Source organism: Acinetobacter higginsii (assembly GCF_000369845.1).
Lineage (GTDB): Bacteria > Pseudomonadota > Gammaproteobacteria > Pseudomonadales > Moraxellaceae > Acinetobacter > Acinetobacter higginsii.
The window spans coordinates 608,007-628,988 of record NZ_KB850211.1; the positions used below are offsets into that span (position 1 = coordinate 608,007).

Sequence of the window (20,982 nt, forward strand, 5' to 3'; positions counted from 1 at the left end):
AAGCTGTTTATAAATAAGGGGCTACTGTGATTTTAAAGTAATGATGGAGTTGTTGAATGTTAAGTAAGAGTTGTTTGCCTATATGCTTTTGTTCTGCGATTTTATTGGTGGCTTGCGATAATACTGCCAAGATTCCACAATCCAATAAAGACAGTATCACCCCTCAAAAAGATCAGCCGATTACGATTGCCTATAGTGAGTGGCCTGGTTCTTTGGCTTGGCAAATTGCTCAAGATAAAGGATGGTTTAAAGAGGCGGGTCTGAATGTTGAATTGAAATGGTTTGATTATTCGGCATCATTACAAGCATTTATGGCAAATAAACTTGATGCTGTTGTGGTAGCGAACGGGGATAACTTTATTCTGTCGACAGGTGGTGCTCGTCCTGCCATTATCATGGCGCATGATTATTCAGCAGGCAATGATGTCATTATCGCGAAATCAGGCATAACGTCATTACAGGATTTAAGCGGTAAAACGATTGCATTGGAAAAAGGTCTGGTCAGCGATTTACTCTTTACTACAGCGATGCAGGACGCGGGTCTTAATCCTAAGAATGTCAAAGTCATCAATGCCGCAACCAATGAGCTTCCACAAATTTTTAAATCTCCTGAGATTGCTGCGATCGCTTTATGGCAGCCGATCGCACATCAAGCTTTGGCCAGTGTACCCGATGCGAAAATTATCTATGACTCCAGTCAAAAGCCTGGACTGATTTACGATACTTTGTCTGTGAATCAAGTACATTTGCAACAACATAAAGAAGAGTGGAAGAAAATCATTCAGATATGGGATAGAACGGTGAATTATATTAATGATCCTGCTACCCATCAGGATGCGGTGAATCTCATGGCTAAACGGGCTTCTATGGATCCAGTTGCATACGAACGGATTATGAAAGGAACAAAACTACTTAATCTTGCTGAGAATAAACGTATTTTTCAGAAAAGATCGGGGCTTGATTCGATTTATGGTGCTTCTTACTACGTTAACCAATTTAATCTGCGACAGGGTCTATATGCTCAAAGTCCAGAGGTTGATCAGTTAATTCATCCGAATTTGATTGAGGCGTGGCCATAAAGTTTTCAGATTGGCGTTGAGTGCAAAAGCTGATTATTCAGCCTTTGCTTGTTGCTAAAAGAGGCTTAATTTATTGGAATGATCCAAAGCTTATCGATGTCATGTGCCGTGATCCATAATCGATGATCGCAAGTACAAATTGCACCGCTTCCTGCGGCTTGTCCATATTGAAAAACCCTTAAAATTTCTCCTGAGAGTTCATCTATTTCAATCAGTGGAATATGGGTGCTGCGAATCCAGATTTTGCCATGACTTGCATGTATATCGCCACCATCACCGCGTGCCAACGGAGGCAGTTGAATGGTTTTGATGCACAAGTTTGAATGAGGATCAATTTGGCTGACTGTGCCATATGTTTGATTCAGGGTCCAAATCGCTTGCTTACTGGCGCAGAGAAACCATGGTTGTTGGTCAACCTGAATACAGTGGCTGACTTGTTTAGTGAGTGGATTGATTCTTTGAACGCTATTCTGTTTGGGATTGGTGAGCCAGAGTGAATTAAAAGCATAGCAAAGATTATATGACTCGGCTAAGACTTCAATGTGTTGAGTAATCGTATTCGTGCGTGGGTCAATTTGGCAAATCAAACCATTGGCACAAGCAACCCAGACCCCATTAGGATCAGCAGCTAAGCTAAATTCACCACTTAAATCGGCTAAACCCGTTGCAATAACACTAAGTATTTGACCTGAATCCGCATCAATACGGTAAATCGACTGAGTGGATAGACTCGCGACCCAAATTGAATCAAAAGCAAAAATGGGGATACCAGCAGCAGTGGGTACTGCTGCTTGATAGATAGGGGAGAAACGATCAAAACAGAATTTCTGTAGGGTATTTTGATTGGTTGCCCAGACAAACTGGTGGTCTGTGGTTAAAAAGTCAATAAAACCAGAGATATCTCGACTTTGCTGAGCGATTTCTTCGATATCAATATATTGCATATAAACCTCAAAATTGAAAATAAACTTGCTCAATAACGCGGCTTAGTCATTATGGGAATGTTTACCAAAGTTTAGGTTTGGTCCTGTTAACGTGATCTCACCATTTTGAATCATCTTCTGCATATAACCAAAAACTTTGGCGCTGACTTCAAAAAGATGTTGACCTGCGATCACTGGAGGATATTTTTTTACAGCTTCAGGTGTCGCGAATTGAGGGAGGGGTTGAATGACAACATCATAGTCACAAGCAAAAAATAAAGGAAAAGCATAACGTTCTTCACTGACTTTTCTTACACGATGGGAGGTGGCAGTAAAACGTCCTCCGCTGAGTGCTTCGGTCATATCCCCAATATTAACCACAAATGCATTTTCAACTGGTGGTGCATCAATCCATTGTCCTTCCGAGTTGACCACTTCTAGTCCGGGTGCTGTTGGCAATAAAATGGTGAACAGTTCCATATCTGTATGCGCTCCAAAGCCAAGCACATCTTCTACATCAGAATTGTGTGCATAGTGCATTAAGCGTAATTGAGAGGTTGGCTTATTGACCAAACGATTTAGATCGTTTGTGTTGAGTCCTAATGCCAGTTCAAAACCTCGGAGTAAGGTGCGTCCCAACTGAATGATGGCTTGATAATAGGCATGAACATCTGTTTTAAAGTCTGGAAGATCTGCCCAGACATTGCTGCCATGCATTGGTTTTCCTGCAACGACATCAGGATCGTCTTCTGGGAGGTCCCAACTTAAATCAAAGGCTTCTTTATTATCGGTTTTATTGATGCTTCTATCGACCTCTACACTACCTTGCATTTCAGTACGTTCTTCACCGGGTGGGACATAGCCGCGATGTTTAATACCGAAATTTCCTGCATAGTATTTCATTTTCTCTGCTGTAGGCAGCGCAAAGAAAGCTTTTGCTTGGGACAGTAGCTTATCGATTTGTTCCTTTTGAATATGGTGTCCAGTAAGATAGAAAAAACCAACATGTTCTGCCGCATAACCGAGTTGGTTCGCAACTTGTTGCTGAACAATTGGATTGTCACTGTATAAACCCGTGATATCGATGACAGGAATATGCTCAAATGCTCGATGAGAAAGGAACAGTTTCTCATCTGTAATAACATCATTCATAGATATTGCTCACTTTTGAGATTGGTCGTCCAATCTTAGAATTTTAAGCTATTGATACAGGTCGTCCTGAAGCTTTTGGTTTTATCGCTATTATTCACTGTGACTAACAGGGGTCATACGTGGAATCTGAGGTAAATCTTGTAGTGCAGGGTCGAGTGCTTCCTCTTGGTGATGTACCAACAGATCAACACGCTGCCGTAGTTGTTTAAATTCAGGCGACTGCATCAATTCCATAGTTCGTGGACGTGGTAAATTGACCTCAATAATCTCTTTGACTTCACCCGGATTGGCTTTTAAAGCCACAATACGATCTGCCAGTAAAATGGCTTCATCCATGTCATGCGTGACAAATAAAATAGTGATATCAATGTTTTGCCATAAGTCCATGAGATGCTTTTGCATCTTTTGTCGGGTGTAGGGGTCGAGTGCGCCAAAAGGTTCATCCATGAGTAAAATCTTGGGTTCATTGACTAAGGCACGGGCAATGGCGACACGCTGTTTCATCCCACCAGAAAGCTCATGCGGGAACTGATTTTCATATTTTTCTAAGCCAATAATATTGATCCATTCACGCGCCATTTCTTCGGCACGGGTTTGACTGATACCTTTCATCAAAGGGCCAAACATCACATTTTCTTTGACGGTTTTCCATGGAAATAAGGTATAGCCTTGAAACACCATGCCACGTTCTGAACTTGGGCCTTTAATTTTTTGTCCTTCAACCAGAACCTCACCACTGTGGTAGTCATCTAGACCTGCAACCACACGGCTTAAAGTTGATTTTCCACAGCCCGAAGGACCAATCACACAGACAAATTCACGCTTATGAATACGTAAATCAATCTGGTTCAGTACGGTTCGTTCTGAATCACCATGCTGAAAAATTTGTGTTAGTTGCTTAGTTTCCAACATTAGGGGACGCGTATAAATATGCTCAAAATAGGCTTTGGCATCAAAATTATCCGTCATATTTATACTCCTTTTTTCCATTTAAACAGGGAGTTGCCGAGTTTCATTAAAATCAAATCACATAACAGTCCAATCACCCCGATAATCAAGATGGCGGCATAAACATTGTCAAAGTTCTGATAGCGTGCTTGTTGCGTAATGAACCAGGTGATCCCAGATGTTGCACCAATCAGTTCAGACACAATCAAATAGGTCCATGCCCAACCCAGCAACACTCGTTGATCTCGATAAATATCAGGCAGTGCCGCTGGGATTACCACATGGAACAGGCTTTTAAGCTTATTGGTACCTAGTGTATAACCAGCTTCAACCAAGCCGCGATCAACCATTCGAGTGGTATTGGCAATGATCAGAATTTGCTGAAATAAAGTACCAATCACGATAATGGCAATTTTCGGGGCATCATTAATACCTAAAATCGCCACTGCCAATGCCCCAAAGGCAGGTGCAGGCAAGTAGCGAAAGAACTCGACAAAGGGTTCGGTTAGCTTAGAAATGGTATTGGAAAAGCCACACAGAATACCGAGCGGAACACCGATCAATGAAGAGATAAAAAACGCCGTAAATACAATCTTGATACTGTGCCACAGGCTTTGATGTAACCAAGGTGCATCGGCCTGTTGCGGGGGCGTAGTAAACGAAGTGAAAAGTGCTTTCGCCACTTGATGCGGAGCAGGCAAATAAATTGGATTGACCAGAATACCTATAGGCGGGGTTTTGCCTTGATTGACGGCATCTTGAGCCTCTGCATAATAAGCCTGCTTATCTATTCGGGTGCCTGCCTGTAGATAAGTGGCTGAGCCTGCATCGGTAATTTGAACTTGTGGATGCCAGATAAAAGGTAAGTAACTGACACAGCTCCAGATTAAGATGGGAATCAGAAAAGATCCCAAACTCAAGTAAAGCTTTTTCCTTTTTGACAATACTGAATGATGCATAGGTGCACACCCGTAGTAATACTAATTGAATAAAACGTAATACTAGTTAGCAATTTTGATGCCAGTGCGGATGCTGAAGAGCAAAATCAGGATGAAGTGCAGTCAATGAAAAGCGAGATAGGCACTTTGTAATTTGATAGCGATGCTTGTGCCTATCTTTTAGTGAGTCCTTAATGTTTGAATAGATTCAAGTTATTGAATTTTATCAGCAGTTGATCAGGAGATTCCTGCCACGCTGGGTCAGGCTGAATACAATCGATGGGACAGACAGCAAGGCAGGTAGGTGCTGTATAGAAACCGATGCATTCAGTGCAACGTTGTGGGTCGATTTCATAGACTTTTGCACCTTCATTAATCGCTTGATTGGGACATTCAGGCAAGCACATATCACAATTGATACATGCGTTGGTAATGATGAGTGCCATATCAATCTGCCGAATAGGCAAGTGCAGCAGATTGCAACTCGGTTGTGGCGTGAGGCAAATTACGAATCAAGAGCGCATATTCAATATCGATCTCAGCGGAGAGTGGAATTTCGACGATATGACCTGAACCTTTGGCATTTTCAATGGCATTGCCTTTAAGATCGCGCATCTGTTCTAATTTGAAGTGGATATTACCTTTGGGGGTCATTAACTCAAGTGAATCACCAATCACAAAGCGGTTTTTAACCTCAATGCGAATATAGTCACCATGACGTGCAATCACTTCACCGCAAAATTGTTGATAGTCAAAATGTGATGAACCATCGGTATAATTTTGATAATCGCTATGCACATGGCGTCGCAAGAAGCCCTCGGTATAACCACGATTGGCCAATCCTTCCAGTTGAGTCATCAAGCTAGGATCAAATTCTTTACCCACTAGTGCATCATCAATGGCTTTGCGGTAAATCTGTGCAGTACGGGCACAATAAAAATAAGATTTGGTGCGGCCTTCAATCTTTAAAGAAGCAACACCCATTTGAGTCAGACGATCTACATGCTGTACCGCACGTAGGTCTTTGGAGTTCATGAAATAGGTGCCATGCTCATCTTCTTCGGCGGCAAACATGTCTTCATCATTACGCTGCACTAAAACAGTTTGCGCCATATTTGTGCTGTTTGAAGTCTGTGCGCAACATTGCTGTTCAGTAGTAACCTGCTGAACAGGAATCACATCACCATTGGCATCTTCTTGCGCTGAGTGGATTTTATAGTCCCAACGACAGGCATTGGTGCAGGCTCCCTGATTGGCATCACGTTTATTCATATAGCCCGATAACAAGCAACGACCTGAATAGGCCATACATAGTGCACCATGTACAAACACTTCTAGTTCAATTTCAGGGACATGTTTCTGGATTTCTTCTATTTCTTCGAGCGAAAGTTCTCGTGACAAGATCACGCGACTTAGACCATAGTCTTTCCAGAATTTTACAGTAGCCCAATTGATCGCATTGGCTTGTACCGACAGATGAATCTGCATCTCAGGGAAATGTTCACGTACTAACATAATCAAACCAGGGTCTGACATAATCAGCGCATCGGGTTGCATGGCAATAATAGGTTCGATATCTCGGATAAAGTTTTTGAGCTTACTGTTATGCGGCTGGATATTGACCACCACATAAAATTTTTTGCCTAGGGTGTGGGCTTCATCAATCCCGATTTTTAAATTGTCATGATCAAATTCATTGTTGCGTACGCGTAAGCTATAACGTGGCTGGCCTGCATAGACCGCATCGGCACCATAAGCAAAAGCATAACGCATATTTTTAAGTGAACCAGCAGGAGAGAGTAATTCAGTATTCATGATGCGGAATAAAAGGCATATAAAAAATAAGGAATTATTTTAGAAAGTTCAGCATAAGGATTCAACCTAGCATTTTGCTCAGGATTTTATAGATGTTTAGGGGAAATCTAGGCCATAAAAAAGCACCCGAAGGTGCTTTTTAGAATTAGTGATGACGGTGCTTTCTTTTCTTCTTGTATTTTTTAGACTGGTAATTGTCATAGTCACGGTCTTGACCGACTTTACGGCCTAGAGCAGAACCACCTGCCGCACCAGCAGCAGCACCGATATAACCGCCAGTCGTACCACCGAGGTTTTTACCTACAGTATAACCACCCACGCCGCCTAAACCACCACCAATAGCAGCTTCAGTACGGGTACGTTTGCTACTTGCAGCAGCTGCACCACCAGCACCACCGAGTGCAGAGCCAATCATTGCGCCGCTGTTTCCACCCATTTCTTTACCAATTGCAGTACCTACAACACTACCAAGCGCAGAAGTTGCAGCAACACGGGTTGCATTATCAGCATGAGCAGCAGTAACCAATGATGAGCTTGCAAAAACAGCAGCACATAACCAAGCATTTAATTTCATTTTTGACTCCGTGTCCGAAACATGACGGACCTCTTTTTCATGGCTGCAAATGTAACAAAGTTTGAGTATGAAAGTGTGGAGAAGCTTTTCTGAATTATTACTCTTTGGTGTCTGGATTGTAGTGTTTTGTTGCTGAGAATAGTAAGGAATGAGGGTTAAGTTTGATTAAACAATAAGATAGTTAATCACTGCACAAAAAAATGAAACCTTATTTTAAGGTTCCATTCATTTTTGAATTAATCTAATGGAGCATCTTTGCTGCTTTGTTCTTCAATTTTGAGCTGGCGAGGATTCAGTTCAGTTTGCAAACGTAGATAGTTTAAGTCACGGATATTCTTTTGGGTTGCGACCACGCCAAACAGACTTAATAAGAAGGACATGATGTAAAAGCCTTTTTCACTCATGGTCAGATCTGCATTCCATAAGCTCACCAATAAAAGACCGATACAAAGCGCCATTGAAGCCCAACAGAGCCCATAGTAAATCGCCGTAACGGGAATGTCTTCGAGTTGGTCACGGACTGTCTTCTGTAAAGAAGCTGCAGAAAAAAGTCCATAAAGCAAGATCACCAGATAATAGCCTTTTTCATGCAAGGGCATATTGGCATTCCATAGACCAATCATAAAGCCAACGCCACCTGCGAGTAAGGCCACCCAGCTCGCAGCGATAAAGGCTGAGGTGGGGCGGTTTATAAAATTATTCATAGATTATCCTGTTGTTTTATCTTTCTATTTGTCTTTCATTATTTATATATAAGCCTTGATCAGAGAACAAGCAATGAAAACTAAAACTGAACAATTTGTGATGAAATGGGTGAGGAATAGTAAGTTCCCCTGATTCTCTATGTCTTTTAAGCAGTATAGTCTGTAAACTATGCGCAATTTTTTGATTTTGCTCGTGCTTCATTGGCACTGAGTCTTTAGATTTTGAGATATTCCGCCCATGAAAGCATCACTCCGTTTAAGACTCGATCAACTTTGTGATCGTCACGAAGAGCTGACTGCATTACTCGCTGATGTAGAAGTAATTTCGGATAATAAACGTTTTCGTAAACTGTCCCGTGAACACAATGATTTAACTGAAATCACCGAGGTTTGGAGCAAATATCGTCAAGCGGAAGAAGATATCGAAACGGCTGAAATGATGAAATCAGATCCTGATTTCAAAGACATGGCCGAGGAAGAAATCAAAGAAAATAAAGCACTTTTGGTTGCGCTTGAAGAGCAGTTAAACGTGTTGATGATTCCGAAAGATCCAAATGATGCCAACGCAGCCTATCTTGAGGTGCGTGCGGGTACAGGTGGTGATGAAGCGGCGATTTTTTCGGGTGATCTATTCCGTATGTATAGCAAATACGCTGAAACACAAGGCTGGCGTATTGAAGTGCTTTCTGAAAACGAAGGCGAGCATGGCGGTTATAAAGAGATCATTTGCCGTATCGATGGCGAAGGCGTGTATGGTCGTTTGAAATTTGAGAGTGGTGCACACCGTGTACAACGTGTCCCTGCGACTGAATCACAGGGTCGTGTACACACTTCGGCTTGTACCGTTGCGATTCTGCCAGAAGTCGATGTAGATACCACCGTTGAAATCAATCCTGCCGATTTGCGTATTGATACTTACCGTGCATCAGGTGCGGGTGGTCAGCACATTAACAAAACCGATTCAGCGGTACGTATTACTCATATCCCATCGGGTGTAGTGGTGGAATGTCAGGAAGAACGTTCACAACATAAGAACAAAGCCAAAGCGATGGCTTTGTTAGTCTCACGTTTAGAAAATGCGAAACGTGCAGCAGCGGATGCAGCCACCTCAGAAATGCGCCGTGACTTGGTCGGTTCAGGTGACCGTTCAGAACGTATTCGTACGTATAACTACCCGCAAGGTCGTATGACCGATCACCGTATTAACCTGACTTTATATAAGTTGGATGCGATTATGGAAGGTGATTTAACTGAATTACTGGATAGCTTACACCGTGAATATCAAGCGGATCAGTTGGCGATGCTTGCACAGGAAAATGGCGGCTAATGAATATTGCTCAAGCCTTAGAGATCAAAGGTGAAATTGATAGCTATGAACGTCAAGAGGCGGCGTGGCTACTCGAACATATTTTGGTGATCAATGCTTTAGAACTCAAATTAAGACTTGAGCAAGAACTGACTGAAATGCAGGAGCAAGCTTATTTAGATGGGCTGGCTCGTATCGAACAAGGTGAACCGTTGGCCTATGTCACAGGTTCACAACCGTTTTGGACGCTTGATTTAAAAGTTACCCATGACACTTTGGTGCCGCGTCCCGATACCGAAATCCTTGTGGAAACGGTATTAAAACTGCCATTAAGTTCACATGCCAATATTGTTGATCTAGGTACAGGCGCGGGTGCAATTGCTTTGGCACTGGCGAGTGAGCGTCCACAATGGCAAGTGACTGCAACTGATATCTATGCACCGACTTTAGAAGTGGCACAGGACAATGCCGTTCGACATGGTCTCATGCAGGTCAAGTTTGCTTGTGGTGCTTGGTTTGAGGCTTTAGAACAGCAACAGTTTGATCTGATTGTATCGAATCCGCCATATATTGATCCTGATGATGTGCATATGCAAAAGCTCAAGTCTGAACCTGAGCGTGCATTGATTGCAGATAAGCAGGGTATGGCAGATATTGAAATCATCATAACCCAAGGTAAAGACTGGCTTAAACCGAATGGCTGGATTGTGCTTGAACATGGTTATGACCAAGGCCAAGCAGTACGTGATATTTTTGAGCAGCATCATTTTAGCCAGATTAAAACAATTCAGGACTACGGACAAAATGACCGCGTGACCTTGGCCTGTTGGATTTAAGCTTGTTTGTGAATGGTATCACGCCAACCTAATAATCTATTTTCCAGTAGTTTCATCAAACTATCAGATATTTTTCCAAGCAAAGCCAATAAAATAATGGCAATGATCACAATATCTGGGCGTGAAGTTTCTCGTCCATCACTGAGTAGATAACCAATTCCTTGAGTTGCGGCAATCAGTTCCGCTGCAATCATAAACATCCATGATAAGCTCAAGCTATTGCGTAAACCTGTCAGGATTCCTGAAGAAGCGGCAGGCAACACAATTGAGATAACCCGTTGCAATGCATTGAGGCGATAGACCTTTCCTACTTCAATCAGTTTTCGATCTACATTATGGATGGCAGCGACCGTATTGGTATAGGTCGGAAAAAAAGCACCTATCGCAATCAGTGTGATTTTAGAAGATTCATCAATCCCTAACCAAAGTAATAATAATGGAATCCATGCCAGGCTTGGAATGGATTTGAGTGCGGAAAAAGAGGGTTCTAAATAGGCTTCTACTTCTTTGCTTAAGCCAACCCAAATCGCAAAAATTAAAGCTAAACCACTACCGATTGCAAAACCGATGAGTACTCGCCAAGTACTGATGTAAATGTGCTGCAGTAAATCAGTTTGAGCCAAATCCCAAAAAGATTGCCACAAGCTACTGGGCGCAGGAAGCAGATATGCTTCGATATCGCCATTTCTAACTAAGAATTCACAGAGTATTAACAGCAGAGTAGGAAGTAGCAATGCTTTTAGCCAACGAATGAGGTTTGGGCTAAAACGCTTTTTATTAGTTTGTGTGCTTTGCTGAGCGAGAAAATCGGTTAGCTCAGCCTTGTGACTTGAATTGCTCATGGATTATTTCACAACTTTTTGAGCAAAGCGTGGATCAAGTAGCTGATCAATCACTTGATTGACATCAGTTCCTTTTCTAACCAAGTCTTCTTCTGTCAAGATTTTTCCTGATCGTTTCAGTGCTTGAGCTTGGGTAACTGAAGGAATGTTTTGGTCAAAGTTGGTACGGCTCAATTGTAATTGTGCCACTGGTAACGGGAGCTTAGCTTCACGTGCCAATAATGCTGCAACTTTATCTGGATTGGCTTTGGCCCATTTTCGTGCTTGTTCGTAGGCTTTAATTACCGCCTCAATCGCTTCTGGGCTTTGTTTACTAAACTCTTCTTTGACGTTCAAGACGCTATAACTATTAAACGCAACATTACGATAAAGCAATTTAGCCCCAGATTGGATTTGTGCAGATGCCATTAAGGGATCAAGTCCCGCCCATGCATCTACTTGACCGCGTTCTAATGCAGTTTTGCCGTCTGGGTGTTGTAAATGAACCAATTGAACATCACGTTTATTCAATCCGACTGTATCCAATGCCTGGAGCGTAAACAGGAAAGGATCTGTGCCTTTGGTTGCAGCAATTTTTTTGCCTTTGAGATCTTTTAAGTTTTTGATCGGTGAGTTTGCAGGAACAACCAATGCTGTCCATTCAGGTTGGCTTTGAATATAGACCGTCTTGATTGGGCTGCCATTTGCACGACTAAGCACTGCAGCCAAACCCGCGGTTGAAGCGAAATCAATACTATTGCTATTTAAATATTCTAGAGAACGGTTACTACCTTGGCTAAATACCCATTTAATTTCGGTATTGGGAAGGGCCTTTTCTAACAGTTTTTGATCTTTTACCACTAAGCTGGTTGGCGCATAGTAGGCATAGTCAAGTTTAAGTGTGGTGGGAATGGCAGCAAAACTGGAGGATATAAATACCGTAGAGAAGCCTAAAGCGAATAAAGTCTGAGAGAGAGGTAATTTAGAAAAGAAAGACATGAGCTAAATCAGCGCCGTATAATGAAATATCAGCGATCTTTACATGGATCACAGCGCATCCCAACTGAGTTATTTTGATTTAGAAATCATGATAATAGATAAAAATCAAATTGGTCTCAAAACACTGTTTTTATTCACGAACAATGTTGATTATTACGTTGGGCTGCTATTGAAAATATCGTGATATCCTCAGCTTAATCTTCGATATATTGCTGTACTGCATTGGCTAAACGACTTTCACCTTGTTGTTGTAGTCCATCCACCACGCCCAGAGCATCTGGCTTTTCCCGATTTTGGCTGAGTTTATACTTTCCCGTGATCTGTGAGATCGGAATTTCGATCCCGACAATGCCTTGCAGTTCTTGAGCAATATAGTCATCTGGTGCATCCGACATTTTCCAAGGCGTTGCTTGTTTGGCTTCATGGGTACGTGTCAGTCTGGCCAAGATGCCGCGTAGTGCTTTTTCATCATGTAAGAAATTGATGCTTCCTTTGACATGAACCACTTGATAGTTCCAGGTGGGTACATGTCGATGGTGTTGTTGCTTGCTAGGATACCAATTCGGTGAGATATAACCGTGTTCACCCTGAAAAATAATTAAAACCGCTGCGCCATTTTCAATTTGAGTGTGTAGTGGATTATTCTTGGCTATATGCGCAATCAGTGTCGCTGTTTGGCTGTGCTCATCACGCAATAAATGAAAGGGTAAATGATTGGCTTCTAAGCCTTCAGCACTATGACTTATCAGTGTGGCAAAAGGGTAGTCCTGAATCAGTCGGTATAATCTTTCAAGATCTGTTTCTTCAAATATTTCAGGCAAATACATTGCTTATTCCTTCGATTATTCTAAATGGCCCAAACGTTTCTTTTTATTGGGTGAAGACTTTCTATAGCTGCCCGGACTGACTCCCGTCCATTTTTTAAAGGCACGATGGAACGCACTTGGGTCATGGAAATGCAAATCATCACTGATGTTCTGGATTGAATCATTGCTTTTACTGAGTCGTTCAATGGCAATATCACAGCGGATATCATTTTTAAGCTGTTGATAGCTGACACCTTCTTGCTTAAGGCGACGTTGAATAGTTGCGGTTGACATATTTAGTTGCTGTGCAATCTCTTTCAGTTCATCCCATTGCGATGGTGGCTGTAGCAGCAGTTGACGGCGGATTTGCAAGCTTAACGAGTTCTCATTTTTAAAGCGTACAATCAGGTTATAAGGTGTATGTTTGAGAAAATCCTTGAGTGCTTGTTTATCTTTTTTGATTTTATGCTTGAGATAATGCGCGTCAAACTCGATTTGATTTTGCTCGGCATTAAATTGAATGTTCTCGCAAAACCGTACCCGATAATCTTGTATTTCCACAGGTGGATGACATCTAAAACTCATTTTTTGGAAACCAATGCGCTGATCACTCAACCAGCACATCAAACTATGCACCAACATTAAATAGGTTGAATAGGTAAACATCCGTTTCGGATGCTCACGATCATGCAAGATCAGATAGGCTTTACTGCCTTTTTGAATCAGTTCACCCCGAATATCATCCAGTACCAAACTTAAAAATTTTAAAATTTCTTGAATGGCTTGCTCAAGGGTTTCGGCATTAAAAGCTAATTTTGCTAATAGGCTAAAACTGCCTCGGCGCATGGGATGAGTATCCATACCAAGAAACTCATCATTCATACTTTCAGCAACTTCGACCCATAACTGCGCACATTGTGCCACAGGCACTCGTGCCTTGGAGGAAGTTAAGAGCTCTGCTGAAATACCTGCTCGATTGGCGATATTGACAATATTTAAACCACGACTTGCTGCGACACTTAATGCTTCACGGATTAAAGCATTTGAAATGGTGTCCTTAGCCGAATTAAGATCGAGGTTGAGGTTTTTGTTCATATATCAATAAAATACAGGAGAAAAATGAAATCGAATGCTCAAAAGCCGCAGCAAATTTGCTACTTTTTGAAATTGTATCGGAAAATACTTGCCTTTAGGCTTAGTTATAAAAATTTATATCTTTAATTTGATAGGAAACGTAAATGAAAATTCAGGGAAAACATTTTGTTATTACAGGTGGCGGTTCGGGCCTAGGTGCAGCAACAGCAGAATATTTAGTTGAAAAGGGGGCTTCCGTCACTTTGGTCGATATGAATATCGAAGCTGGAGAACAACAAGCACAGACCTTGGGCGCAGCAGCAGAATTTGTAAAACTGGATGTGACGGATGAAGCGGCAGCAGAACAGTTTTTTAAAGATGTATTGGCGAAACATGGCAGCGTTTATGGTCTGATCAACTGTGCCGGCATTGGTCCATCTGCAAAAGTCGTCGGTAAAGAAGGCGTGCATGATTTGGCGATGTTCTCTAAAACCTTGCACATCAACGTGACAGGTACATTCAATATGTTGCGTTTCGCAGCGGATGCCATGAGCAAAAATACTGTTGCTGAAGGTGATGAAGATCGTGGTGTGATCGTGAATACTGCATCAGTGGCGGCCTTTGATGGTCAGATTGGACAAGCGGCTTATTCAGCATCAAAAGGTGCTGTGGTGGCGATGACTTTACCGATTGCACGTGAGTTAGCACGGCATGGTATTCGTGTCATGACCATTGCTCCAGGGATTATGGAAACCCCAATGTTGAAAGGTTTGCCTCAAAATGTACAAGATGCCTTAGGACAAATGGTGCCTTATCCATCACGTTTAGGTCGCCCAGAAGAGTTCGCGCGTTTAGTGGCGCATATTGCTGAAAACTCTTATTTGAATGGTGAAGTGATCCGTTTGGATGGTGCAATCCGTATGGCAGCCAAGTAAGTTTTATTTTAATTCGGAGATTAAACTCTGATTTTATTTAAAGCCGTTGTGGATGTCACAACGGTTTTTACTTTGGTATTTGATATTGTATCCGAATCGATTTCATTTTAAGGTCGAATCAGAATATTGATCTGGATGATAATAACAACGATGAAAGCAATGATCTTTTTATCTGTAGCAATGACTGTGTCTTTAGCAGGTTGTGTGGGCAATATGAACCCGACGGGGGGTAACTCAAGACCGAATTATCCCTACTATGTGACACAGCAACCGATGTTGGTTAAAAAAATTCATGTTCCAGCAGGAACGACCTTGGTCTATAAGGAACAGTACTTCAAAAAAGGCAAACAAGACCAGATGATGTCAGAAAGTAAACTGACCGATATTCGATTGCCGATTGGTCAAAGCATTGATTGGGGTGGTGTGCCGGTCACCATGATTTCGCAGTTTTTTAATTCAGCTATGCGTGGTTATTCTGTCCATGCAAATTTTAAAAAACTAGATGCAGCTAAGCGAACCAGATTTTCTCAGTTATGGCAGAGTTGTGATGATGAGCTAGGCATCAGCATTAAGGACAGAAAGGATTGGTCATTTAATAAAGCCAATATTGCGGATGTTGAAAGCTGTAGTACCAACTATCAACGTTACTTTAAAAATGACCAAGAACAGCAGCAGTTCTTGGATCTTATGTATCATGAGTTGATGAAAATCAATGGTCAATAAAAGAGGCAAAGCTGATTTGGCCTTGCCTTATATCAAAGATTATTTGGCCTTAACCTCATCCCCAATCAGATAAAATGTACCGCCTGCAATGTAATGCAGGCTGCGCAACGCTTTACTGGCCTCTTGAAAGTGCCAATGTCCATCGCGGAATACCCGTGAATCAGCCCAAGCACCCACCACCGAGCCGATAAATAAATCATGCGCTTGTTGATTGTGTGGTTCTGGAATCACTTTACAGACCAGCCAAGCCAGACTACCTGCTACCAGTGGGACAGGAAAATCATCTTGGTAAAACAATTCTGTTTTGCATTCTTCTAACTTACTTGGATGATCAAACTGGCTGATGGTTCCGAGTTGATGCACCATATCAATTTGCGCATAACAAGGCACTTGCAAAGCAAAATAACCGCTTTGTTCCACCAATTGGCGAGTCTTGGTACTTTTATCTAAGACCACAGTGACCTTTGCAGGTGTTAACTCTAAAGCACAGGCCCAAGCTGCTGCCATGACATTGCGTTCTTGCCCGTACTGAGCAGAAACCAAAACTGTCGGGCCATGATTGAGCAGGCGATAGGCTTTAGAAAGTTCAACAGCGGTAATTTCTGACTGACTCATATAACATTCACAAGGTTGAGACATCGCTCCATTGTTACATAAACTTCAGCAAATTTTTATTCAATTTCCCAACGTTTATAGGCACGATTAAAACTTGAAAGAGAGGAATACCCCAGCTTTTTAGCAAGCTCATCTTTGGTCATAAAAGGATTTAGCATCAGTTTCTTGGCTTTCTCCTTTCGGACTTCATCGTACAACATTTGAAAGCTGATCATTTTTTCTTGCAACATCCGTTGTAAGGTTCTTTTGGTCAGGTTTAGCTTTTGAGCAACTTGATCAATACTCAGTAAGCCTTCTGTTTTATCATCAATTAGATATTTGACCCGTTGTAAAATATCTTGGGTTGCAAGTAGTTCATCCAGCTCTTTTTGGCACAGTAATTTAAATTTTTCTGCGGTGAGTGGATCGGCCATACTGAGTGGCGCGTCTAGAAAAGTTGCAGCGGCAATTAAGCGGGTATACGGCTGTTCATAACGTATTTCTTCAAAAGTCGATGCTAAGATCTCATCAAAACGAGAAAAATAATCAGGGTATTTACATTGTAGATCAACACTTGGCTTGAAATCTGGAATAAAGAAACGGACTAAATGCACAAAACCGGTCAGAAAGAAAATACAGCTAAATTCGTAGGCTTGTGTATCTGATTCATCATTAAAATTTAGTAAGGAACGATCATAGGCAATGTTGTAATAGGCGAGCTCATTTTCAACTTTAAAATTTAATTCGACAAATGAACATTGCAAGCTGACAAATTGATTAATGGTTTCAATTGCTTCTAAGGCATTTTTTGAAATGGCAACGGTGAAACCGAGTAAGCCATGCGAACTGATTTTTAATTGTGTACCTGCATAAAAACCGATGCCTTGTTCTTGTGTTAACTCAATGGTTCGGGCAATCACTTTTTTAAAAGCATTCAGACTGATCTTATCATTGAGATCAGATAGTTTTTCGATTTCAACACCAGTGCCCCAAAATAAGGTTTCAGCTGAAATATTCCATCGTGATACCACCTCACTCAGTAGGTGTGCATAAGAGCTGCTAATAAAATGCTGATTATGAAGACGGGGAATACTCATAGTGCGAAGTAAATTCCATGTTAAAGCTGATCCAATTCATTCTGAAATTAAAGCAGAGTGATGGATTTGAAAATGTACATTCATCGGAATTTTTTCAATCCAGCGTAATTTTGGCACGAATTGTTATGATTTTGGCACAGTTTGTTTTAGTCTAAAAATCACACAATATTTCGAAGGAGTATAATTTTTGCCAGTCGTTTGTATGCTCGGAATGATTCCAGATACGAAGAAAAAGACTAAATCGTTGTAATAAAAATGAAAAATGCTAGGAGCAAAACGTGAAGAAAAAATATTTAAATGTCATGGCGCTAATGGCGGGCATATTGGTGAGTAGTGGATCTGTGGTACATGCAGGTTTGTTCGATTTTTTTGCACCAAAAGCATCATGGCAAAACTGTAATGTGAACTCTTGTTCAGTCGGCGGTAGCACCAGTGTTACATCAAGCTATGCAAAAACCAAGTATCCAATTCTACTTGCGCACGGGATGGCAGGCTTCTCTGCTGTTGGCCCTTTGCAATATTGGAATGGCATTACTGAGGACTTGGTGGGTAATGGTGCGAATGTCTTTGTTGCACAGCAAGCTTCTTTTAATTCCTCGGAAGTACGCGGCGAGCAATTATTGCTACAGGCGAAACAAGTATTAGCGATTACAGGTGCGGAGAAAATTAACTTAATTGGCCATAGTCATGGCTCTCAATCGGTTCGTTATGTCGCAAGTTTGTTACCTAACAAAGTTGCTTCAGTCACAGCAGTGGGTGGTCCAACCAAAGGCTCAGATGTTGCAGATGTGGTTGACTCAGTGGTTAAATCACCTGTGGGCCCAGCACTTGCACCGATTATTGCGGCAGGGGTGAATGCCTTCTTCTCGTTGGTGGGGATTGGTTCAGGACATTATTATGATCAAGATGCACTGGCGGGCTTAAATTCATTAACCACTAGCGGTTCAGCAAACTTTAATCAACGTTTTCCAGCAGGTGTACCAACCACAGCTTGTGGTTCAGGAACAGAACTGGTCAATGGTGTGCGTTATTATTCATGGAGTGGAACCAGTCCGTTTACCAATGCTTTAGATCCAATGGATTATGCATTAACAGCAACTTCTTTACTGATTTCTGGTGAAAATGATGGCTTAGTGCCGCGTTGTTCGAGTCATTTGGGCACTGTGATTCGTGACAATTATGCATTCAACCATTTGGATGAAGTGAATCAGATCCTCGGTTTAGTTGGATTCTTACAGAACCCAGTAACCCCTTATCGTACTCAAGCAAATCGCTTAAAAAATCAAGGCTTATAATTCATTTACCAAAGGGGCAATCCGTTGCTCCTTTGGTTTTAACGGTTCAAACAAAGAAAGAATGATAAATAGAGCAAGGGATGATGAACGGTAAATTTTTGAATAATAAAACCATCAGTATAGTTTTAATCGCATGTTTATTGCTCTTATTGGCTTTAATTTATTGGATATTTAAGCCAGATCCTCAAAATAGCCAGCAAGCGCCAAATCAGCAGGCTCAATCACAGGTCTCCGAAAATGGCTTAGAGGCAAGTCCACAAAATAATCAAAAAGGCAAAATGCCTGAATTAGCCTCTTCATTGCGAGGTACTGAAATTGATTGTCCAATTCAGGTCGATGCCAATGGTAAATTGATTTTAACCGTTGGGATTCGCAGTTGTTTTGATTATTTCTTTTCTAGTTTAGGTGAAAAAACTGAAACGGAATTGATTGCCGATATTCGACAGTATCTCAGTGCGACTTTACCTGACACGGCTTCAAGTTATGCCAGTTATCTGCTAGATCAATATGTCGCTTATACTCACGCTTTGAAAAATATAAAACCGACGGGCAATTTTAAAACGGGTGATATTGATGGTTATCAAAAAGTAATTGAGCAGATGTACAAAGTACAACAGCAGTTTTTTAATGCCGCTGAGATCAATGCTTTATTTGGCAATGAACGTAATTTGAACCAGTTCAATATTGATCAAATGCGTATTCATGCCAATAAAACCCTGAGCGCTCAGCAAAAGGCGGCTGAGTTAGCGAAATTGATTGATCAACTTCCAACAACATTGGCTGATGGTGTTCGGGTTTCGATGCAATTTGCTGAGTTGCAGCAGTTGACTCAAGAAGTTAGGGAAAAGGGTGGTTCTGCACAAGAGCTTCGTAATATGCGTGAAAGTTTATTAGGGCCTGAAGCAGCGGACCGTTTGGAAAAGGTTGATCAAGAAGAAGCAGGATGGCAAACGCAGGTAAATGGATATTTGGCTGAACGTGACCAAATTTTAAAAAGTGATGCGAGTGATGCCAGTAAACAGCAGTCGATTAATCAATTACGCAATCAATCATTTGGAACTAAAGAAGATTTATTAAGAGCGCAGTCATATGAAATGATGCATGATCGAAAGTAGAGTCAAAGTAATAGATGGAAATATAATCGGTAATCATTTTATTAGGCAAAGTTGAATATGTATGTGGCTGATTATATTGGTTTAGCATTGATCCAAGATATGACAGATAAGTGTTTGCCTCAGTCTGAAGTGATGATTAAGGGGGAAAACACAGGGGTTATGGTTGAGGGTAAAGTGTTAGAAGGTGTGGTTTGTGTATATTCTCACTGCTATCTTCTTTTCCTTAGCCATGATTGTATCTTTGAAGAAACTTTAACTTTGGCCTTAGTCGATCTGGATAAAAATATATTGTTGGAGTCATTATGGATAGGGCTGGCTTATCAGACTGATATCTTTACTGGCCCTAGGATATGTGATGATAAAATCTTATTTGAATTTTTAGCTGAAAAAACATGGGTTCTTCACGTATTACAAACTGCCAGAATTCGATTTCCTATTTCTTTAAACGCTTTGATACATCGTGGTTTTCAGTTTAAATCTTATCTCCAGTTAGAACATTAATTTATGTGACGTATGCCGTCATGAACGAAGTGGTTCTTCAGGCCATGCAGGGTCGGCTTTTCTAAATGACGTATGCCGTCATGAACTACTCAACCACTACCATTGGAGGAAAGGGACATTTCTAAATGACGTATGCCGTCATGAACGGAATAGCCCACCTGTTTTAGATCGATTGCGCTTTCTAAATGACGTATGCCGTCATGAACCCATCGATAGTCAACTTGTAATAAGACCAGATTTTCTAAATGACGTATGCCGTCATGAACTATCCAACTACACCTTAACAACCTAAAGGGATTTTCTAAATGACGTATGCCGTCATGAACATACTGCGCTGACATGCGCTCATCTGTTAATTTTTCTAAATGACGTATGCCGTCATGAACAACTCCAAATCTTATAAAACATAGTAAAGCATTTTCTAAATGACGTATGCCGTCATGAACTTGAAAGACTGCTGAATTGGGTAGCGGCCTAATTTCTAAATGACGTATTCCGTCATGAACATAAAGTCAAATGCCCGAGTTGCGGCAATACTTTTCTAAATGACGTATGCCGTCATGAACTCATCGGCAGGCATGTGATGCATTGCTGAAATTTTCTAAATGACGTATGCCGTCATGAACAGCTATCTGCCTTTTCATCACTTAACTCCACTTTTCTAAATGACGTATGCCGTCATGAACCAGTCAAGCGAACAAGGTCTGATTAGTGGGGCTTTCTAAATGACGTATGCCGTCATGAACC

The 20,982-nt window shown here is 41.4% G+C and carries 21 protein-coding genes and 1 CRISPR repeat array; of the genes, 7 read left to right on the forward strand and 14 right to left on the reverse strand.

Features of this window, described 5'->3' with window-relative positions; genetic code table 11:
• The first annotated feature begins 56 nt into the window (after positions 1–56).
• Positions 57–1,079 carry an ABC transporter substrate-binding protein gene (locus F885_RS17090; RefSeq protein ID WP_005313220.1) on the forward strand — a complete coding sequence of 341 codons (1,023 nt, stop codon included), beginning with the start codon at positions 57–59 and terminating at the stop codon, positions 1,077–1,079.
• 65 nt (positions 1,080–1,144) lie between these two features.
• Here the strand turns inward: F885_RS17090 and F885_RS17085 are convergent, their stop codons facing one another.
• The 8 genes from F885_RS17085 to yiaA all read right to left on the reverse strand — a co-directional run bounded on the left by F885_RS17085 (position 1,145) and on the right by yiaA (position 8,133).
• Positions 1,145–2,023 (reverse strand): NHL repeat-containing protein, encoded by an 879-nt coding sequence (locus F885_RS17085; RefSeq protein WP_005313223.1) that lies wholly within the window; start codon positions 2,021–2,023, stop codon positions 1,145–1,147.
• A 42-nt stretch (positions 2,024–2,065) separates the two neighbouring features.
• Positions 2,066–3,154 (reverse strand): isopenicillin N synthase family dioxygenase, encoded by a 1,089-nt coding sequence (locus F885_RS17080; protein ID WP_005313225.1) that lies wholly within the window; start codon positions 3,152–3,154, stop codon positions 2,066–2,068.
• A gap of 90 nt (positions 3,155–3,244) precedes the next feature.
• On the reverse strand, positions 3,245–4,123 hold the full coding sequence (locus F885_RS17075; RefSeq protein WP_005313227.1) for an ABC transporter ATP-binding protein: 879 nt from the start codon (positions 4,121–4,123) through the stop codon (positions 3,245–3,247).
• Between the two features lie 2 nt (positions 4,124–4,125).
• Positions 4,126–5,061: an ABC transporter permease gene (locus tag F885_RS17070; RefSeq protein WP_005313230.1), complete on the reverse strand. Its 936-nt coding sequence runs from the start codon at positions 5,059–5,061 to the stop codon at positions 4,126–4,128.
• A gap of 170 nt (positions 5,062–5,231) precedes the next feature.
• Positions 5,232–5,486: a YfhL family 4Fe-4S dicluster ferredoxin gene (locus F885_RS0120030; protein ID WP_032858912.1), complete on the reverse strand. Its 255-nt coding sequence runs from the start codon at positions 5,484–5,486 to the stop codon at positions 5,232–5,234.
• Between the two features lies 1 nt (position 5,487).
• Positions 5,488–6,855 (reverse strand): prephenate-dependent tRNA uridine(34) hydroxylase TrhP, encoded by a 1,368-nt coding sequence (gene trhP, locus F885_RS17065; RefSeq protein WP_005313233.1) that lies wholly within the window; start codon positions 6,853–6,855, stop codon positions 5,488–5,490.
• A gap of 145 nt (positions 6,856–7,000) precedes the next feature.
• Positions 7,001–7,429: a hypothetical protein gene (locus F885_RS17060; RefSeq protein WP_004806422.1), complete on the reverse strand. Its 429-nt coding sequence runs from the start codon at positions 7,427–7,429 to the stop codon at positions 7,001–7,003.
• Positions 7,430–7,665: 236 nt separating this feature from the next.
• Entirely contained in the window at positions 7,666–8,133 is a 468-nt protein-coding gene (gene yiaA / locus F885_RS17055; RefSeq protein WP_005313236.1) for an inner membrane protein YiaA, read from the reverse strand.
• Positions 8,134–8,371: 238 nt separating this feature from the next.
• Here yiaA and prfA point away from each other — a divergent pair, with 238 nt between their 5' ends.
• Positions 8,372–9,460 carry a peptide chain release factor 1 gene (gene prfA, locus F885_RS17050; protein ID WP_004653992.1) on the forward strand — a complete coding sequence of 363 codons (1,089 nt, stop codon included), beginning with the start codon at positions 8,372–8,374 and terminating at the stop codon, positions 9,458–9,460.
• Positions 9,460–10,275, forward strand: coding sequence for a peptide chain release factor N(5)-glutamine methyltransferase (prmC, locus tag F885_RS17045; RefSeq protein WP_005313241.1), 816 nt, complete (start codon positions 9,460–9,462; stop codon positions 10,273–10,275). The genes prfA and prmC overlap by 1 nt, the downstream gene beginning before the upstream one ends.
• On the opposite strand, the gene F885_RS17040 is transcribed toward prmC, so the two are convergent.
• The 4 genes from F885_RS17040 to F885_RS17025 form a co-directional block, all read right to left on the reverse strand.
• Positions 10,272–11,117: an ABC transporter permease gene (locus F885_RS17040; protein ID WP_005313245.1), complete on the reverse strand. Its 846-nt coding sequence runs from the start codon at positions 11,115–11,117 to the stop codon at positions 10,272–10,274. The two genes, prmC and F885_RS17040, sit on opposite strands and share 4 nt — an antisense overlap.
• Positions 11,118–11,120: 3 nt before the next feature.
• Positions 11,121–12,095 (reverse strand): aliphatic sulfonate ABC transporter substrate-binding protein, encoded by a 975-nt coding sequence (locus tag F885_RS17035; protein ID WP_004806432.1) that lies wholly within the window; start codon positions 12,093–12,095, stop codon positions 11,121–11,123.
• Between the two features lie 194 nt (positions 12,096–12,289).
• A complete protein-coding gene (locus F885_RS17030) occupies positions 12,290–12,922 on the reverse strand; it encodes an FMN-binding negative transcriptional regulator (protein ID WP_004806434.1) in 633 nt (210 codons plus the stop codon).
• A gap of 15 nt (positions 12,923–12,937) precedes the next feature.
• Positions 12,938–13,996 (reverse strand): AraC family transcriptional regulator, encoded by a 1,059-nt coding sequence (locus F885_RS17025; RefSeq protein WP_005313248.1) that lies wholly within the window; start codon positions 13,994–13,996, stop codon positions 12,938–12,940.
• 143 nt (positions 13,997–14,139) lie between these two features.
• Between F885_RS17025 and F885_RS17020 the strand changes: the two genes are divergently transcribed.
• Both F885_RS17020 and F885_RS17015 read left to right on the forward strand, forming a co-directional pair.
• The gene (locus F885_RS17020) at positions 14,140–14,910 is read left to right on the forward strand and encodes a 3-hydroxyacyl-CoA dehydrogenase (protein WP_004806439.1); all 771 of its coding nucleotides are present in this window, start codon (positions 14,140–14,142) and stop codon (positions 14,908–14,910) included.
• Between the two features lie 150 nt (positions 14,911–15,060).
• A complete protein-coding gene (locus tag F885_RS17015; RefSeq protein ID WP_005313252.1) occupies positions 15,061–15,633 on the forward strand; it encodes a hypothetical protein in 573 nt (190 codons plus the stop codon).
• A gap of 39 nt (positions 15,634–15,672) precedes the next feature.
• Here the strand turns inward: F885_RS17015 and F885_RS17010 are convergent, their stop codons facing one another.
• Positions 15,673–16,248: a flavin reductase family protein gene (locus tag F885_RS17010; protein ID WP_032858922.1), complete on the reverse strand. Its 576-nt coding sequence runs from the start codon at positions 16,246–16,248 to the stop codon at positions 15,673–15,675.
• 56 nt (positions 16,249–16,304) lie between these two features.
• Entirely contained in the window at positions 16,305–17,324 is a 1,020-nt protein-coding gene (locus tag F885_RS17005; RefSeq protein WP_005313258.1) for a helix-turn-helix domain-containing protein, read from the reverse strand.
• 278 nt (positions 17,325–17,602) lie between these two features.
• Here F885_RS17005 and F885_RS17000 point away from each other — a divergent pair, with 278 nt between their 5' ends.
• Positions 17,603–18,619 carry a lipase family alpha/beta hydrolase gene (locus F885_RS17000; RefSeq protein WP_004806446.1) on the forward strand — a complete coding sequence of 339 codons (1,017 nt, stop codon included), beginning with the start codon at positions 17,603–17,605 and terminating at the stop codon, positions 18,617–18,619.
• A gap of 83 nt (positions 18,620–18,702) precedes the next feature.
• Entirely contained in the window at positions 18,703–19,734 is a 1,032-nt protein-coding gene (locus tag F885_RS16995) for a lipase secretion chaperone (protein WP_005313261.1), read from the forward strand.
• A 499-nt stretch (positions 19,735–20,233) separates the two neighbouring features.
• A CRISPR array of direct repeats spans positions 20,234–20,981; the repeat unit is 28 nt; unit sequence TTTCTAAATGACGTATGCCGTCATGAAC.
• Position 20,982: the final 1 nt, after the last annotated feature.

Coding starts and splice junctions, on each gene's coding strand:
- F885_RS17090 (WP_005313220.1), top strand. CDS start 57: ATGTTAAGTAAGAGTTGTTTGCCTATATGCTTTTGTTCTGCGATTTTA.
- F885_RS17085 (WP_005313223.1), bottom strand. CDS start 2,023: ATGCAATATATTGATATCGAAGAAATCGCTCAGCAAAGTCGAGATATC.
- F885_RS17080 (WP_005313225.1), bottom strand. CDS start 3,154: ATGAATGATGTTATTACAGATGAGAAACTGTTCCTTTCTCATCGAGCA.
- F885_RS17075 (WP_005313227.1), bottom strand. CDS start 4,123: ATGACGGATAATTTTGATGCCAAAGCCTATTTTGAGCATATTTATACG.
- F885_RS17070 (WP_005313230.1), bottom strand. CDS start 5,061: ATGCATCATTCAGTATTGTCAAAAAGGAAAAAGCTTTACTTGAGTTTG.
- F885_RS0120030 (WP_032858912.1), bottom strand. CDS start 5,486: ATGGCACTCATCATTACCAACGCATGTATCAATTGTGATATGTGCTTG.
- trhP (WP_005313233.1), bottom strand. CDS start 6,855: ATGAATACTGAATTACTCTCTCCTGCTGGTTCACTTAAAAATATGCGT.
- F885_RS17060 (WP_004806422.1), bottom strand. CDS start 7,429: ATGAAATTAAATGCTTGGTTATGTGCTGCTGTTTTTGCAAGCTCATCA.
- yiaA (WP_005313236.1), bottom strand. CDS start 8,133: ATGAATAATTTTATAAACCGCCCCACCTCAGCCTTTATCGCTGCGAGC.
- prfA (WP_004653992.1), top strand. CDS start 8,372: ATGAAAGCATCACTCCGTTTAAGACTCGATCAACTTTGTGATCGTCAC.
- prmC (WP_005313241.1), top strand. CDS start 9,460: ATGAATATTGCTCAAGCCTTAGAGATCAAAGGTGAAATTGATAGCTAT.
- F885_RS17040 (WP_005313245.1), bottom strand. CDS start 11,117: ATGAGCAATTCAAGTCACAAGGCTGAGCTAACCGATTTTCTCGCTCAG.
- F885_RS17035 (WP_004806432.1), bottom strand. CDS start 12,095: ATGTCTTTCTTTTCTAAATTACCTCTCTCTCAGACTTTATTCGCTTTA.
- F885_RS17030 (WP_004806434.1), bottom strand. CDS start 12,922: ATGTATTTGCCTGAAATATTTGAAGAAACAGATCTTGAAAGATTATAC.
- F885_RS17025 (WP_005313248.1), bottom strand. CDS start 13,996: ATGAACAAAAACCTCAACCTCGATCTTAATTCGGCTAAGGACACCATT.
- F885_RS17020 (WP_004806439.1), top strand. CDS start 14,140: ATGAAAATTCAGGGAAAACATTTTGTTATTACAGGTGGCGGTTCGGGC.
- F885_RS17015 (WP_005313252.1), top strand. CDS start 15,061: ATGAAAGCAATGATCTTTTTATCTGTAGCAATGACTGTGTCTTTAGCA.
- F885_RS17010 (WP_032858922.1), bottom strand. CDS start 16,248: ATGAGTCAGTCAGAAATTACCGCTGTTGAACTTTCTAAAGCCTATCGC.
- F885_RS17005 (WP_005313258.1), bottom strand. CDS start 17,324: ATGAGTATTCCCCGTCTTCATAATCAGCATTTTATTAGCAGCTCTTAT.
- F885_RS16995 (WP_005313261.1), top strand. CDS start 18,703: ATGAACGGTAAATTTTTGAATAATAAAACCATCAGTATAGTTTTAATC.